Origin of the sequence: Methylobacterium sp. 275MFSha3.1 (assembly GCF_900108435.1) — a bacterium.
Taxonomy (GTDB): domain Bacteria; phylum Pseudomonadota; class Alphaproteobacteria; order Rhizobiales; family Beijerinckiaceae; genus Methylobacterium.
In genome coordinates this window covers 31,803-46,398 of record NZ_FNWP01000026.1, presented here as the reverse complement: position 1 = coordinate 46,398, position 14,596 = coordinate 31,803, and the positions used below count along the sequence as shown (strand labels likewise).

Sequence of the window (14,596 nt, the reverse complement as noted above, 5' to 3'; positions counted from 1 at the left end):
GCGCGGGGTTAGGGAAGCGTTTCCATCCCGGCCCCGCGCGGCACCTTTTTCAGAGTTTCACGCCAGCGCCGTGTCCGAAGCCTCTCCATCGCGATCTTCGGGCGCGTCGATCACTGCGGGCGTGGCGGTGATAGTCACTTCATCGCCCTCGATAGCGAAGCGGACATCCATGGCGGCGGCCCGGGCCACGAGGCCCGCGTAGAACGGCAGGATGCCGTGGGCATCGACGGTGCCGCTCTCGGGGCTGCCGGCCATCAGCTCCTCGACGTGGGGCGGGATGCGGGCATGCGAGCCCTTGGCCTTCAGCACCAGCGTGGGCGCCTCGCCGTCGCCGGAGACGACGACGTCGATCAGGCCGCCCCGGGGAATCGCCGAGGTGGCGACCATCACGAGATTGAGCAGGAGCTTGACCTTGTTCTTCGGGAACAGCGCCTGCGGGGCGCTCCAGGTCAGCTTGGTCTTGTCGTCGGAGAACATGCCCTTGGCGACGCTCTCGGCGTCGGCGAGGTCGATCGAGGCGCCGGCCGAGCCGGCGGCCCCGAAGGCGATGCGGGCGAATTTCAGCCGCGCCGAGGCCTGACGGGCGCTCTTCCCGATCAGCTCCAGGGCGAAGGTCCGCATCGATTCGTCCTGGTCGTCCTCCAGGACCTCGAGCCCGTTCACGATCGCGCCGACGGGGCTGATCACGTCGTGGCAGACGCGGGAGCAGAGCAGGGCGGCGAGGTCGAGGCCGTCGAGGTTCAGGGTGGGCGAGGTCGGGGAGGACATGGTGCGCTCCGGGCGGGCGGATCTGAGGTGCGGACGTCTGCGGGCCGGGGCCCCGATTGGGGCTGCCGGTTCCCGGCCGCCCGGTTCTCGGCCGCCCGGTCCTCGGCCGCCCCTGCGGCGATCGAGTCGCCCGAAGGGATCCCGCGCGGCCCGCGGGCCGGACCGGGGGCGACGACCGGTCCGCACGGATAGACGCCACGGTCGGCTTTGAAAAGCGTTACCGGATCGGACGGAAGGCCGGGACGGCCCCCGATTCCGGGCCCGCGCGGCCGCGAACGCGTCGCCGCTGCCCGGTCCTGGCCGCATCGTGAACGCGCGGCGGGCGCCGCAAGCCGTGCGCGCCGGACCGGACACGGGCGGCCCGGTCGGCTACGATGCCGGCCCCGTCGCGCCAGGGAGGATGCGGCATGAGAGATGAGACCGGTCTCCCGAACGGACCGGCGAAGGGAGCGGCCGCCGAGCCAGCCGAGACGCTGCGCGCGCGCCTGCGCCCCCGGCTCGGGCTCGCCGACCCGGACGCCGCGGGGGCCCGGCTCGCCGAGCTCGCGCCGGCGCTGCCGGCCGGCTTCCTGACACCGCCCTGCCGGGAGCTGCTCCTGGGCCTGGCGGATCATTCCCCCTTCCTGTGGCGGGCGGCCACCCGGTCGCCCGAGCGGCTCGTCGCCCTGCTGGATCAGCCGCCGGACGCGGCGAGCCGGGACATCATCGCGCGGCAGCGCGCCGTCGGCGCCGCCTGCGGGACGAGTCCCGACCTCGCCGAGATCGGCCGGCAATTGCGCGCCAACCGGGAGGCCCACGCCCTCCTGGTCGCCCTGGCGGATCTCGGCGGCTGCTGGGACCTCGACGCGGTGACCGGCGCCCTGTCGGCCTTCGCCGACGCCTCGGTGAGCGGGGCGGTCGAGGCGCTCCTCCGGCAGGGGATGGCGGCCGGGCGGTACCGGCCCAGGGATCCGGAGGCGCCGCAGGACGGCTCGGGCCTGATCGTCCTGGGCCTGGGCAAGCTCGGGGGCTGCGAGCTGAACTACTCCAGCGACATCGACCTCGTCGTCTTCTACGAGGCCGAGCCCGCTGCCGCGGCGACCGGCGGCGATCCGAAGCCCTTCCTCGTCAAGCTGGCGCAGGGGCTGGTGAAGCTCCTGGCCGACCGGACCGCCGACGGCTACGTCCACCGCATCGACTACCGGTTGCGGCCAGACCCGGGCTCGACCGCGGTGGCGCTCTCCACCGGCTTCGCCTTCGATTACTACCAGACGCTCGGCCAGAACTGGGAGCGCGCGGCCTTCATCAAGGCCCGGCCGATCGCTGGCGACATCCCGGCCGGCGAGGCCTTCCTGGCGGAACTCTCGCCGTTCATCTGGCGCCGGCACTTCGACTTCCCGGCCATCGCCGAGATCCACGCCCTGAAGCGGCAGATCCACATGGTCCGCGGCCACGAGACCATCGCGGTCGGCGGCCACGACATCAAGATCGGCCGCGGCGGCATCCGGGAGATCGAGTTCTTCGTCCAGACTCAGCAGCTCGTCTTCGGCGGCCGCAAGCCGGCCCTGCGGGGCCGCCGGACCGTGGCGATGCTCGGCGAGCTCGTCGCGGAGGGCTGGATCGACGGGCGGGCCCGGGACGAGCTCTCCGCGGCCTACGCGTTCCTGCGCACCCTCGAGCACCGGATCCAGATGATCCGGGACGAGCAGACCCAGCGCCTGCCCACCGGGACCGAGGCGCTGACCGCGCTCGCCCTGTTCGCGGGCTTCCCCGACCTGCCGGCCTTCGAGGCGGCCCTGCTCCACCATGCCGGCCGGGTCCAGGCGCACTACGCCCTGCTGTTCGAGGCGGAGCCGGAGGCCGGCGCCGACGGCACCGCCTTGGTCTTCGGCGAGAGCGAGCCGGATCCCGAGACCCTGGCGCGGCTCGGCGCCTTCGGGTTCCGGGATCCGCCCCTGGCCTGGGAGACCGTGCAGGGCTGGCATCTCGGGCGCCGCCCGGCCCTGCGGACCGGCCGGGCCCGGGAGATCCTCGCCGAGATGCTCCCGGCGCTGCTGCGCGCGCTCGGCGGCACCGCCGACCCCGACGCGGCGCTCCTCGCCCTCGACCGGGCCTTCGCGCGGATGCCCGCGGTGGCCGAACTCCTCGCCATCCTGCGCTCGCACGAGCGCCTGCGCCTGCTGTTCGCCGACATCCTGGGGACGGCGCCGCGCCTCGCCGACACGGTCGGCCTGAGCCCGCACGTCCTCGACACCATGCTCGACGCCGATTTCGTGACGCCAACCACGGATCCCGACGAGGTCCGCGCGCAGTACCGGTCGCTCCTGGGCCAGCCGGCGAGCCACGAGGAGAGCCTCGACCGCTGCCGGGACGCCACCCGGCAGATGGCCTTCGTTACGGGCGCCCGCCTGCTGTCGGGCATCCTCACCCCGCGCCAGGCCGGGGAGGCCTACGCGGCGATCGCCGAAGCCACGGTGGCGCTGAGCCTGGAGGCGGAGGAGCGCCGGTTCGCCCTGGACCACGGCGCGGTACCGGCGGGGCGCTGCTGCATCCTGGCGCTCGGCCGCCTCGGATCCCGCCAGCTCAGCGCGGAATCCGACCTCGACCTCGTGTTCCTGTACGATTTCGACCCGGAGAACCGCACCAGCGACGGACGGCGGCCCCTTGACGCCGTGGTGGCCTACAACCGGCTGGCGCAGCGCGTGTTCGCGGCGCTCACCACGGCCACGCGGCGCGGCCGGCTCTACGCGGTCGACCTGCGGCTGCGGCCCTACGGCAGCCACAGCCCGCCCGCCGTTCAGCTCAGCGGCTTCGCGGCCTATCACGGTGGCGAGGCGGAGCTCTGGGAGCACATGGCCCTCGCCCGCGCCCGGGTCGTCGCCGGCGACGCCACCCTGGCGACCGACGTGACGGCCGCGATCGCCGGGATCCTCCGGCAGCCGCGCGAGACCTCCGCCGTCTGCGCCGAGGCGGGCGCGATGCGGGCCCTGGTCGCGCGGGAGCGGGGCCATGCCGGCCCCTACGACCTGAAGCTCGCCCCCGGCGCGCTGTTCGACCTCGACTTCCTCGCCCAGGCCATCGTGCTCAGCCAGGCACGCGACTGGCCCGGCTGCATCGGCCTCGGCGCGGAGTCGCTCTTCCGCGAGGCGGCGGCGCGCGGCCTCCTGCCCGCGGCGGCGGGCGAGGCCCTCGCCGAGACCTACGGCTTCCTCGACGCCGTCTACCAGTGGCAGCGGCTCGTGATGACCGATCCCGCCGCGGAACCGTCCGAGACCGCGTGCCGGCAGATCGCCAAGGCCGTGGGCCTCCCGGACGCGCGCGGCCTCGCGGCGGAGCTGCGCCGTCACCGCCGCCGGAGCCAGGCCCTGCTGGCGCGGATCCGGCGGACGGTGCGGCTGCCGGCGCGGACGCCGGCCGCCGCGCGGGAGCCGCCGGAGCGCCGATGAGGCGCGCTCCGGCCGGTGGCCGTCGACATTCCCCCCCCGCTCGGGCATTCAGGGCGGTGTCGGGAGGCATCATGACGGGCGCGGCGACGATCTCGGGACCGGAGCGTGAGCGGATCGCCGCGGCGCTCGCCGAGATCGCCTGCGCGGCGGGGGAGATCCTGCGCCGCTACCACCGGGGCCCCTGCCCCCACGCCCTGAAGCCGGACGGCTCGCCCTCCAGCGCCGCCGACGTCGAGGCCGAGGACCTGATCGTCGAGGCCCTCGCCGGGCGCTTCCCCGGGATCGCGGTCGTGGCCGAGGAGCGCGCCCAGAGCGACGCGACCCGCACCGCCGACCTCTTCTTCCTCGTCGATCCCCTCGACGGCACCCGCGACTTCCTCGCCGGGACGCCGGACTACTCGGTCAACATCGCGCTGGTGTCGGGCGCCCGCCCGGTGGCGGCCGCGCTGGCCGCCCCCGGCCTCGGCCGCGTCTGGTGGGCCGGACCCGCGACCCTGGAGGGCCCCGTGATCGCGGGCCGGCCGGGGGCCGGGCGGCCGGTCCGCGCGCGGGCGGCGCCGGGGACGGGCCTCGTCGCCCTGGGCAGCCGGCGGCACGGCGATCCCGAGACCGCCACCTGCCTGGCGGCGCTGCCGGTGGTGGAGACGCGCCAGGTCGGGTCCGCCCTGAAGTTCGGGCTGATTGCCGCAGGCGAGGCCGACATCTACGTCCGCTGCGGCCCGACCATGGAATGGGACACGGCCGCGGGCGACCACATCGTCGCGGCGGCGGGCGGCTGCGTGGTGGTGCCGGGCGGCGGCCCGATCCGCTACGGCCAGCACGGACCTGATCACCGCAACGGTCCCTTCGCGGCCCTCGGGGACCCCGCCCTGGCCCCGCGGCTCGCCCTGCCGGCCCGCGCGAGCGACCGGCCGGCGGCGGCGCTCAGCGCGGCGCATCCGTAGGCGGCACGTTGGGCGAGGCGTCGAGCGAGGCGTCGGGCGGGACATCCTGCAGGCGGCGCACGGCCGGCCAGGCCGCCTCCGCCTGCCGGGCCAGGCCGGGCTCCGCCAGGAACCGGGCGCGGCGCCCGGCATCCCGGAACAGGTAGAGGCGCTCGTCGATCACCGCGAAGACCAGGGGATCGGCGTCCACCAGCCGGCCATCCAGGATCCCGGCGGCGTCGTAGCCCCCGAGACGCGGCGCGTAGGCGGGCGGGTCGTCCCGGAATGCCGCGCGGTTGGCGCCGCTGGAGAAGCGCCAGACCTGGCCGCCCCAGGACAGCTCGAACCGGGCCAGACCGGCCTGCGGCCCGCCCTCCAGAAAGTAGCTGACCGGGTCGAAGCCGTTGAGCGTCAGCAGCTCGATCCGCGTCCGGGCCGTCAGGCCCTCCTCCGCGGCGGCGCGGCCGGGGGCGACCGCCGGCAGGGCCGCCAGCGCGGCTGACAGCGCGGCTGACAGCCCCACCGCCCGCGCGAGCGTGAGCGCCGCCCGCGGGACGCGCGCGCCCGACCGCCCGGCCATGCGGACTGCGGGGTCAGGACGCGTTAACCACATCTTGCGGATTCCCTCAGAAGCTGGTCCGACTCATCCGCCCGGCGCGGCCTCTGCCGGCCCGGCGGGACAGAGCGGCACAGGTCCATCGCACGAACCGTTAATCGAACCGGGCGAGGAGGCAACGATGACGGCACGAGACGATCGCGGCACCGACCGCCGCACCCTCCTGCGCGCGGGCCTCGGCCTGGCGCTGGGTGCGCCCCTCTGCGGCTCCCTCCTCGGCGCCGCGGGCGCGGCCCGCGCGGCCGGCGAGGATCTCGACACGCCCGAGACCTTCCGTCCCGGCGAGATCGTGGAATCCGGCCACCGGTTCTTCGGCACGGTGTCGCGCGGCCTCGCGCTCACCGTCGAGGAGGCAGGCCGGCGCTGGGGCGAGCCCAACGGCTACATCCTCGGCCAGGAGGGGGGCGGCGCCGTGGTGGCGGGCGTCCGCTACGGCGAGGGCACGCTCTACACCCGCAACGCCGGCAAGCGGCGCATCTACTGGCAGGGCCCGTCCCTCGGCTTCGATGTCGGCGGCGACGGCGCCCGCACCATGATGCTGGTCTACAACCTGCCCAACGTGCGCGACCTGTACCGCCGCTTCGCCGGCGTCGACGGCTCCGCCTACTTGGTGGGCGGCTTCGGGATGACCGCGGTGGTCAACGACCGGGTCATCGTCGTGCCGATCCGCAGCGGCGTCGGCGCGCGGCTCGGGATCAATGTCGGCTATCTGAAGTTCACCCGTGAGCCGACCTGGAACCCGTTCTGATCCGGCCAGATCCGGTCTCGATCCGGGACGGCGTCGGAACGCGTTCTGATTGACCGGCCCCGCGGGATTTCACCCTCGCGACCAACCTGGGCTAGAGTGGAGTTGGGTCGGGTTTTCCGGCCGGATGCGCGGGCTGCACCCTCGTGATCGAAACGGTGATGATCTTCGCGCTGGGCTTCCTGGCGGCGAGCCTGTGCGGCCTGCTGCTTCTGCCGGCCCTCAATGCCCGCGCCGCGCGCCTGGAGCGTCGGCGGGCCGAGGCGCGCCTGCCCCTGTCGCCGGCTGAGATCGCCGCCGAGCGCGACTTCCTGCGCGCGCAGTTTGCCGTGCAGCAGCGCCGGTTGGAGCGCCGGGTCGAGACCGTCGAGGCGCGGCGGCAGGCCGACATGGCGGCGATCGGGGCCGGGACGATGCGGGTCGCCGCCTTGGCGCGCGACGTCGCTGCCCGCGACGCCGAGATCGCCCAGGCCCAGGCCAAGACCCGGGAGCTGGAGACCGAGCTGACGCTGGCGCGGGAGGACGGGAGCGCGAGCCTCGCCACGCTCCAGGCTCTCGAGGACGCCCATGCCGACCTGCTCGACAGTCTCCTGGCGCTCCGGCAGGGCGCGGCGCCGGCACCGGACGCCGCCGCGCTGGCGGCCGAGCGCGACGACCTGCGCGCGAGCCTGAAGGCGGCCGAGGAAGCTCTGGCCCTGACCGTGGCCGACCGCCAGAACGAGCGCCACGACCGGGCCGGAAACCTGTCGCCGGACCGGCAGGCCGGCATCGAGCGCGAGAACGCCGATCTCCGCCGGCGAATCGTCGAGGTCGCCGAGGCCCTCACGGCCCCGGGCCGGATGCCGCGGACCGCGGCGGCGATGCCGGAACCCGAGCGGGTCTGAGCCGATCCACCCCCGAAACGGGGTTCGGCGACCGGAACGCAACCGAAAACCTGCGATGACTGCCTTGTTTCGACCACGCAAAGGCATCATCGCATCGCCGACGCGTCCTGCATTCACAACTTCGACAGATGGTACGGATACCCATGCGCCTGAAGCCGATCGTCCTCGCCGTCGCGGCGGCCGTTGCCCTGACGCTGCCGGCAGCCGCGCAGCAGACGAAGCGCGGCAACGAGACCCTGAAGAAGTACTGCACCGGGGACTACCTGACCTATTGCGGCAACCTGGCCCCCGACGATCCGGCCACCGATGCCTGCTTCCAGAAGAACTGGAAGAAGCTCAGCGAGAACTGCCGCCGGGCGATCGACGCCTACGAGGCCGAGCAGCAGCAGAACGCCCCCGCCAAGAACCGGCAGGGCTCGCAGGGCGGCAAGGAGCGGCGGGGCTGACGCCTTCCGGCTGTCGAGGCCGGGCCGGGAGCCGCGAGAGCGGGCCCCAACCATGCGCCGCGGCCGGCCTGTGGCGGACGGGCGCTCGCGCCGGGACGCGGCAACAGCTAAGGTAGCGCTCCCGCCGGCCCTCGCGTGCCGGTGCCGAGCCCGCCGGACCCTCGCGCGATGTTGTCGAAACCCGCCCTGAAACTCCTCGCCGTGTCCGGCCTCGTGGCCCTGGCGGCTTCCGCCTGCGGGCGGCGGGGTGCGCTGGAGCCGCCCCAGACGGCGGCCCCGCGGGCGGGTGCGCAGGCCGGTGCGGACGCGCCGACCGGGCGGCGGACGCTGCCGGTCTCGGTCGGCCTCGGCGGCGGCGCCCCGGAGCCGGACCCGGCCTCGGTGCGCGCCGGCGACGAGCTCTCCGCGGCGGCGGTCCCGCCGGGCGGCACCGAGGCGCCGGTCGAGACCAGCCGCGGCGCGCGGCGCGGCTACCGGGTGCCGATGGAGCCTTTCATTCTGGATCCGCTGCTGTAGAGGGCGGAGGCCGGAACGCCGTCGCGGTGCCGCGCGCCCGGTGACCCCGCTCGGACTCGGTCGGACCCCGCCACCGGCGCGCGCCCGCCGCGGCCTGCGGCGGGGTGTTTCACGGGAAACAGCCCGCGCTCCGGCGGGACGAGACACGGCGACGAGACACGGCCGAGATGCACCATTTCCACTATCGCGACGGCCGCCTGCACGCCGAGGATGTCGACCTGACCGGCCTCGCCGCGGAGGTCGGCACACCGTTCTACTGCTACAGCACCGCCACGCTGGAGCGGCACTTCCGCGTCTTCGCGGAGGCGTTCGCGGCCGACGACGCGCTGGTCTGCTTCGCCATGAAGGCGAACTCGAACCAGGCCGTCCTGCGGACCCTCGCGGCCCGGGGCGCCGGGATGGACATCGTCTCCGGCGGCGAGCTGCAGCGGGCCCTGGCGGCCGGCGTGGACCCCGGCAAGATCGTGTTCTCGGGAGTCGGCAAGACCCGCGCCGAGATGGAGGCCGCGCTGAGGGCCGGCATCTTCTGCTTCAACGTGGAGAGTGAGCCGGAACTCGCGGTCCTGTCCGAGGTGGCGGTGGGCCTCGGCCTCCGCGCGCCGGTCTCAGTCCGGGTGAACCCCGACGTGGACGCCGGCACGCACGCCAAGATCTCCACCGGCAAGTACGAGAACAAGTTCGGCATCCCGATCACCCGGGCGCCGGCTGTCTACGCCGCTGCGGCCGCCCTGCCGGGGATCGCGGTGCACGGCGTCGACATGCATATCGGCAGCCAGATCACCGATCTGGCGCCCTTCGCCGACGCGGCCCGGCTGCTCGCCGGCCTCGCCCGGGAGTTGCTGGCGGCCGGCCATCCCCTGCGCCACATCGATTTCGGCGGCGGCCTCGGCATCCCCTACCGCGACGACAACGCGCCGCCGCCGGACCCGGCCGCGCTGGCGGCGACCCTGCGGCCGCATTTCGCCCCCCTCGGCCTGCGGCCGGTCTTCGAGATCGGCCGGATGATCGTCGGCAATGCCGGGATCCTGCTGACGCGCGTGCTCTACGTGAAGCACAGCGAGGGGCGGACCTTCGTGATCGTCGACGCGGCGATGAACGACCTGATCCGCCCGACCCTGTACGAGGCCTATCACGGCCTGCGGCCGGTCATCGAGCCGGGTCCCGAGACGCCGCGCCTCGTCGCCGATGTGGTCGGCCCGGTCTGCGAGAGCGGCGACTACCTCGCCCTCAACCGCGAGATGCCGGAGGTGAGGCCCGGCGACCTGATCGCCGTGATGAGCGCCGGCGCCTACGGGGCGGTGCAGTCCTGCACCTACAACACCCGGCCGCTGGTGCCGGAGGTTCTGGTGCGGGGCGACCGCGCGGCGGTGGTCCGCCCGCGCCTCGACGTCGACGCCCTGATCGCCCTCGACCGGGTGCCGGACTGGCTGGCGTGAGCCGCGCTCCGGAGGGCGCCGCCGCCCCCAGGCCGCTCCCGGGACCCGACGGGCCCCTGCCGCTGTCGGTCTTCATCATCGCCCACAACGAGGTGGACCGGATCGGCGCGACGCTTCGGGCGGTCCGCGGCCTGACCGACGACCTCGTGGTGGTCGATTCCGGGTCCACCGACGGCACGCAGGCCCTGGCGGAGTCGCTGGGCGCGCGGGTGCTGCACCATCCCTGGCCGGGCTACGGCCCGCAGAAGCGCTTCGCAGAGGAGCAGTGCCGGCACGTCTGGCTCCTGAACCTCGACGCCGACGAGGTGGTGCCGCCGGAGCTGGCCCGGGAGATCCGGGGCCTCTGGGCCGCGGGCGAGCCGCGCCGGCCGGCGTGGCGGATCGGCATCGCCGAGATCTTCCCCGGCGAGGGCCGGCCGCACCCGCTCGCCTACATGCTGACGCCGGTCCGGCTCTACCGGAAGGACAAGGGCCGCTACGCCGCCTCGCCGGTCCACGACCGGGTGGCGCTGGAACCGGGGGTGAAGCCGGGCCGGCTCCGGGGCGTGATCCACCATTTCTCGGTGCGCTCGCTCGGCGACCAGCTCGACAAGCTGAACCGCTACTCCGACCAGCAGGCGGACGACTTGGAGTCGCGGGGCGTGGTGATCCCGACCTGGCGGGTGTTCGTCGAGCTGCCGGGCAATTTCCTGAAGGCCTATCTCGGCCGCCGCCACTTCGTGCGGGGCACCTACGGCTTCCTGACGGCGATGAACTACGCGATCTCGCGGCATCTGCGCGTCGCCAAGCACGTCGAGCGCCGCCGCGTGGCCGCCGCCCGCCAGGATCGGGTTGACCCGCCGGATCCGACCTTCTAGAGCCACAGCTCTGGAGACGTGGCCGAGCGGCTGAAGGCACTCGTTTGCTAAATGAGCATACCCAGAAATGGGTATCGAGGGTTCGAATCCCTCCGTCTCCGCCAGTACCGCTCAACACGATCTAAGTCGCTGAATTGACAGCGATTTTCTGCACGTCGAGTTTTGATTTCTCCCCGCAGAAACTGGCTCGGCCAACAGCAGAAGGAATGCCCACTCGGCGCTTCCGATCTTCACGACGGCGTGTGATTCGAGCTTGAGCGGAGGAACGACTGCTTCCCGGCTCGCTTGCGAAGAGCTCCGTCGGAAGAAATGTGATCGACCGAACCGTCGCATCCTGCTTCGACAGCATTCTCTGCGAGACCTGACTGCCCGGGTCGCCAGATCGTCAGCGTAGGTACTGACTCCGAGAACCACGCCGCGCCGGTGCCGTCGTGCTGCCTGCGACCCGGAGGCGGGATGTTGTCACCCGGCATGCGCGTCGGATTGCTCCGTCCGGGTGGCGTCCAGGCGGGTACGCCGGCTTCGGCACCGGCTGACATGGGCGTGGTCGCGTCCGAAGGAGCCGCAATGAACAGGCGCGCGCACGAGGGCGAAGGCACATCCCTAGCGGATCCCACTCGCGCGGAGCGCCCTTCCCCACCGGGCAGTCGAGACTTGGCCGTCGCGTCGATCCGTGCACCCGCTGGGCACGCGTCAGGACCCTCCCGTGACCGTGACCGGCCGCGCGGAACGGCGCCCGGGCGAGAGCCGTTCCCGATCCCCGTGGCCGCCCTGGTCGCGAAGGCCTGGTCGCGAAGGCCTGGTCGCGAAGGAGAACCGCCAGGAGCAGCACCACCGACACGATCAAGGGCCTGGCCAATGAGGCCGTCGGCAACGTGAAGCAGGGCATCGGCAGCGCGACTGGCAACGACAAGCTGAAGGCCGAGGGTAAGGCGCAGGAACTGAAGGGCGAAGCCCAGAAGACGACCGGGAACGTCAAGGACGGCGCCAAGCACGTCGCCGACAAGGTCACCGGCAAAGTTTGATCCGGCCGCCCGGGGCGGTTCCACGCTCCGGGCATCCCGAGGTCGCGGCAACGCGTCGAAGGAAAGGATCGTGGATCCTGGCATAGGCCGGTCCTGCAACGCCCGCGCGCCGTGCCGCGTTGATCTGCGAAGACAATATCCGAACCGCAGCCGGACCCTTGCCTGCGCGCAGCATCGTGGGCCCATGGACCAGTTGAACGCGTCGCGACCGACGCCGGAGATCGACCTCTCGTCCTGCGACCGCGAGCCCATCCACATCCTCGGCGCGGTGCAGGGGTTCGGCTTCCTCATCGGGGTCTCCCCGGACTGGATCGTCACCCGCGCCTCGGACAACGTCGCGACCTGGCTCGGCCAGGGTGCGGCGGCACTTCTCGGCCTGCCCCTCGATGCCGTCCTCGACCGCGAGGCCATTCACACCCTGCGCGGGCACCTGCAGACCCTGCGCGGGCCCGACGCCGTCGACCGGGTCTTCGGCCTCCGGCTCGTGCCGGGCGGCGAGCCGTTCGACGTGGCCCTCCACCGGTCCGGGGACACCATCGTCATCGAGGCCGAGCCGAGCGCCACCGAACACCTCAGCGCCGGCAACCTCGTGCGCAGCATGGTCACCCGTCTCCAGCAGACCGTGGGGTTCGACCCCCTCTGCCGCGAGGCCGCCCGCCAGATGCGGGCGTTGACCGGGTTCGACCGGGTTATGGTCTACCGCTTCGCCGCGGACCATTCGGGCGAGGTCATCGCCGAGGCGGCCCGGTCCGGCCTCGCTCCCTACCTGGGGCTGCACTACCCGGCCTCCGACATCCCCAAACAGGCCCGCACCCTCTACGCGCGCAACTGGCTGCGCATCATCGCCGACGTCGACGACACCGGCGCCGCCGTGCTGCCCCCGCGCGATCCGGCCGGCCAGCCCCTCGACCTGTCGCTGTCGACCCTGCGGACGGTCTCGCCGATCCACCTCGAATACCTGCGCAACATGGGCGTGGCGGCCTCGCTGTCCGTGTCCATCCTGCGCGACGGTCGCCTGTGGGGCCTGTTCGCCTGCCACCACACCGAGCCGCGCCACATCTCGCTCGAGCGCCGGACCGGCGCCGAGCTGTTCGGCCAGATGTTCTCCTGGCTGCTGGAGGCCCGCGAGCGGCAGGCCGACGCCGAGCGCGAGGTCCGTTCGCGCGAGTTGCACAACCGCCTGCTGGGCGCGCTGGCCACCGGCGGCACCAACCTGGAAAGCCTCTCCGACTTCCTCGACGACCTGGCGGCGATCCTGCCCTGCGACGGCATCGGCCTGTGGGTGAACGGCGAGATCACGCTCCAGGGCTCGACCCCGACCGCGGAGGAGTTCGCCGGCCTGGTGCGCTTCCTCAACCGCACGGCCGCGAGCAAGGCCTACGCGACCGACGAGATCGGGCGCGTCCACGAACCGGGCCGCGACTTCACCGAGCGGGCGGCCGGCATGCTCGCCATCCCGGTGTCGCGCACGCCCCGGGATTTTCTGGTCTACTTCCGGCGCGAGGTCTCGCGGACCGTGACCTGGGCGGGCAACCCGGTGAAGCCCGCGACCCCGGGGCCGAACGGCGTCCGCCTGACCCCGCGCAAGAGCTTCGAGGCCTGGCGCGAGACCGTGCACGGGCGCTCGCTCCCCTGGGCCGAGGTCGAGATGCGGACCGCCGAGGCCCTGCGCATCACCCTGCTCGAGGTGATCCTGCGCCTCACCGACTCCGCCGAGAAGGAGCGCAAGGTCGCGCAGGAGCGCCAGGAACTCCTCATCGCCGAGCTCAACCACCGGGTCCGCAACATCCTGAACCTGATCCGCGGGGTGGTGACCCAGAGCCGGCCGGCGGACGGGGCGGACAGCGCCTTCGCGAGCACGGTCGGCGACCGCATCCAGGCGCTCGCCCGGGCGCACGACCAGATCACCTCGAGCAACTGGGGACCGGGATCCCTGCGCGACCTCGTCATGCTGGAGGCCGGCGCCTACCTCGGACCCAAGGCCGGCCGGGTCGTGCTCGACGGCGCCGACGTCCTGCTGGAACCGCAGGCGTTCTCGACCGTCGCCCTGGTCGTCCACGAGATGATGACGAACTCGGCCAAGTACGGCGCGCTCTGCGACAGCCTCGGGCGGGTCGACCTGCGCTGGGAGCGGGACGCCCTCGACCACTTGGTGATCCGATGGCGCGAGACCGGCGGCCCGGCCGTGCGGGCGCCCACCCGGCGCGGCTTCGGCACGACCATCATCGAGCGGTCGATCCCGTACGAGCTCAAGGGCGAGGCGGAGGTGCGCTACGAACTGGCGGGCGTCGAGGCGCGCTTCACCATCCCCCCGGCCTTCGTCCAGAACGCCTCACGCGCCGCGCCGAAGGCTGTCAGGGCGGCTCCCGCCGAGGCGCTGCGCGGTCTCGCGGGGTCCGTGCTGGTCGTCGAGGACAACATGATCATCGCCCTGGAGGCCGAGGAGTTGCTCACGTCGCTCGGCGCCACGAACGTGGACATGGCCTCGTCGACGCGCGAGGCGCTCCGGCTGATCGACGCGGCGCCGCCGGCCCGGGCCCTGCTCGACGTCAACCTGGGCTCCGAGACCAGCATCGCCGTCGCGCGCAGGCTGTTCGAACTGGGCATCCCCTACGCGTTCGCCACCGGCTACGGCGACGGCTTCCGCATTCCGGAAGACCTCGCCGCCGTGCCGGTGGTGAAGAAGCCCTACGGGGCGGAGGACCTCCTGCGCGCCTTCCCGGCTTGAGCCCGCGAGCCGGTGCTTGACGGGTCGGTGGTCAGGGTTACCGGTGGTTGGGGCGATGTCGGGCGCGGCTCCTCGCCCGAAGGCGAGGTGAACGACGGCGGTTCGTCGGTCACGCGCCGGGCCCGAAAGGTCGAGGGAGGCGTTCGAGACCCGGCAGGCCGGAGCACCCGAGACCGCGCGCCTGTCGCGCCACGAAGCCGGCGAAGCCGCCGGCAGAGAGGGCGTCG

The 14,596-nt window shown here is 73.3% G+C and carries 12 protein-coding genes and 1 tRNA gene; 11 read left to right on the top strand and 2 right to left on the bottom strand.

Annotated features, from left to right (window positions below):
• Positions 1-57: 57 nt before the first annotated feature.
• Positions 58-768, bottom strand: coding sequence for a histidine phosphotransferase ChpT (locus BLW78_RS25195; RefSeq protein ID WP_091682803.1), 711 nt, complete (start codon positions 766-768; stop codon positions 58-60).
• A 407-nt stretch (positions 769-1,175) separates the two neighbouring features.
• On the opposite strand from BLW78_RS25195, the gene BLW78_RS25190 reads away from it, so the two are divergent.
• Positions 1,176-4,193 (top strand): bifunctional [glutamine synthetase] adenylyltransferase/[glutamine synthetase]-adenylyl-L-tyrosine phosphorylase, encoded by a 3,018-nt coding sequence (locus BLW78_RS25190; RefSeq protein ID WP_091682801.1) that lies wholly within the window; start codon positions 1,176-1,178, stop codon positions 4,191-4,193.
• A gap of 71 nt (positions 4,194-4,264) precedes the next feature.
• The gene (locus BLW78_RS25185) at positions 4,265-5,137 is read left to right on the top strand and encodes a 3'(2'),5'-bisphosphate nucleotidase CysQ family protein (protein ID WP_091682800.1); all 873 of its coding nucleotides are present in this window, start codon (positions 4,265-4,267) and stop codon (positions 5,135-5,137) included.
• On the opposite strand, the gene BLW78_RS25180 is transcribed toward BLW78_RS25185, so the two are convergent.
• Complete coding sequence (locus BLW78_RS25180) at positions 5,118-5,696, bottom strand: YHS domain-containing (seleno)protein (protein ID WP_091682798.1); 579 nt, start codon at positions 5,694-5,696, stop codon at positions 5,118-5,120. The two genes, BLW78_RS25185 and BLW78_RS25180, sit on opposite strands and share 20 nt — an antisense overlap.
• A 157-nt stretch (positions 5,697-5,853) precedes the next feature.
• Between BLW78_RS25180 and BLW78_RS25175 the strand changes: the two genes are divergently transcribed.
• The 9 genes from BLW78_RS25175 to BLW78_RS25135 all read left to right on the top strand — a co-directional run bounded on the left by BLW78_RS25175 (position 5,854) and on the right by BLW78_RS25135 (position 14,369).
• Entirely contained in the window at positions 5,854-6,480 is a 627-nt protein-coding gene (locus BLW78_RS25175) for a DUF1134 domain-containing protein (protein WP_091682796.1), read from the top strand.
• A gap of 158 nt (positions 6,481-6,638) precedes the next feature.
• Positions 6,639-7,361, top strand: coding sequence for a hypothetical protein (locus tag BLW78_RS25170; protein ID WP_042671737.1), 723 nt, complete (start codon positions 6,639-6,641; stop codon positions 7,359-7,361).
• Positions 7,362-7,504: 143 nt separating this feature from the next.
• Positions 7,505-7,807, top strand: coding sequence for a hypothetical protein (locus BLW78_RS25165; protein WP_020094369.1), 303 nt, complete (start codon positions 7,505-7,507; stop codon positions 7,805-7,807).
• A gap of 168 nt (positions 7,808-7,975) precedes the next feature.
• Positions 7,976-8,323 carry a hypothetical protein gene (locus tag BLW78_RS25160; protein ID WP_091682794.1) on the top strand — a complete coding sequence of 116 codons (348 nt, stop codon included), beginning with the start codon at positions 7,976-7,978 and terminating at the stop codon, positions 8,321-8,323.
• A gap of 167 nt (positions 8,324-8,490) precedes the next feature.
• Positions 8,491-9,759 (top strand): diaminopimelate decarboxylase, encoded by a 1,269-nt coding sequence (gene lysA / locus BLW78_RS25155; protein ID WP_020094367.1) that lies wholly within the window; start codon positions 8,491-8,493, stop codon positions 9,757-9,759.
• Positions 9,756-10,616 carry a glycosyltransferase family 2 protein gene (locus BLW78_RS25150; protein WP_170855237.1) on the top strand — a complete coding sequence of 287 codons (861 nt, stop codon included), beginning with the start codon at positions 9,756-9,758 and terminating at the stop codon, positions 10,614-10,616. Before lysA ends, BLW78_RS25150 begins: the two co-directional genes overlap by 4 nt.
• A gap of 12 nt (positions 10,617-10,628) precedes the next feature.
• Positions 10,629-10,720: transfer RNA gene (locus BLW78_RS25145), tRNA-Ser, on the top strand.
• A gap of 681 nt (positions 10,721-11,401) precedes the next feature.
• Positions 11,402-11,641: a CsbD family protein gene (locus BLW78_RS25140; protein ID WP_091682792.1), complete on the top strand. Its 240-nt coding sequence runs from the start codon at positions 11,402-11,404 to the stop codon at positions 11,639-11,641.
• A gap of 184 nt (positions 11,642-11,825) precedes the next feature.
• Positions 11,826-14,369 carry an HWE histidine kinase domain-containing protein gene (locus tag BLW78_RS25135; RefSeq protein WP_091682790.1) on the top strand — a complete coding sequence of 848 codons (2,544 nt, stop codon included), beginning with the start codon at positions 11,826-11,828 and terminating at the stop codon, positions 14,367-14,369.
• Positions 14,370-14,596: the final 227 nt, after the last annotated feature.

Excerpts from the sequence above, each read along its gene's own strand:
- BLW78_RS25195 (WP_091682803.1), bottom strand. The coding sequence starts at position 768 with ATGTCCTCCCCGACCTCGCCCACCCTGAACCTCGACGGCCTCGACCTC.
- BLW78_RS25190 (WP_091682801.1), top strand. The coding sequence starts at position 1,176 with ATGAGAGATGAGACCGGTCTCCCGAACGGACCGGCGAAGGGAGCGGCC.
- BLW78_RS25185 (WP_091682800.1), top strand. The coding sequence starts at position 4,265 with ATGACGGGCGCGGCGACGATCTCGGGACCGGAGCGTGAGCGGATCGCC.
- BLW78_RS25180 (WP_091682798.1), bottom strand. The coding sequence starts at position 5,696 with ATGGCCGGGCGGTCGGGCGCGCGCGTCCCGCGGGCGGCGCTCACGCTC.
- BLW78_RS25175 (WP_091682796.1), top strand. The coding sequence starts at position 5,854 with ATGACGGCACGAGACGATCGCGGCACCGACCGCCGCACCCTCCTGCGC.
- BLW78_RS25170 (WP_042671737.1), top strand. The coding sequence starts at position 6,639 with ATGATCTTCGCGCTGGGCTTCCTGGCGGCGAGCCTGTGCGGCCTGCTG.
- BLW78_RS25165 (WP_020094369.1), top strand. The coding sequence starts at position 7,505 with ATGCGCCTGAAGCCGATCGTCCTCGCCGTCGCGGCGGCCGTTGCCCTG.
- BLW78_RS25160 (WP_091682794.1), top strand. The coding sequence starts at position 7,976 with ATGTTGTCGAAACCCGCCCTGAAACTCCTCGCCGTGTCCGGCCTCGTG.
- lysA (WP_020094367.1), top strand. The coding sequence starts at position 8,491 with ATGCACCATTTCCACTATCGCGACGGCCGCCTGCACGCCGAGGATGTC.
- BLW78_RS25135 (WP_091682790.1), top strand. The coding sequence starts at position 11,826 with ATGGACCAGTTGAACGCGTCGCGACCGACGCCGGAGATCGACCTCTCG.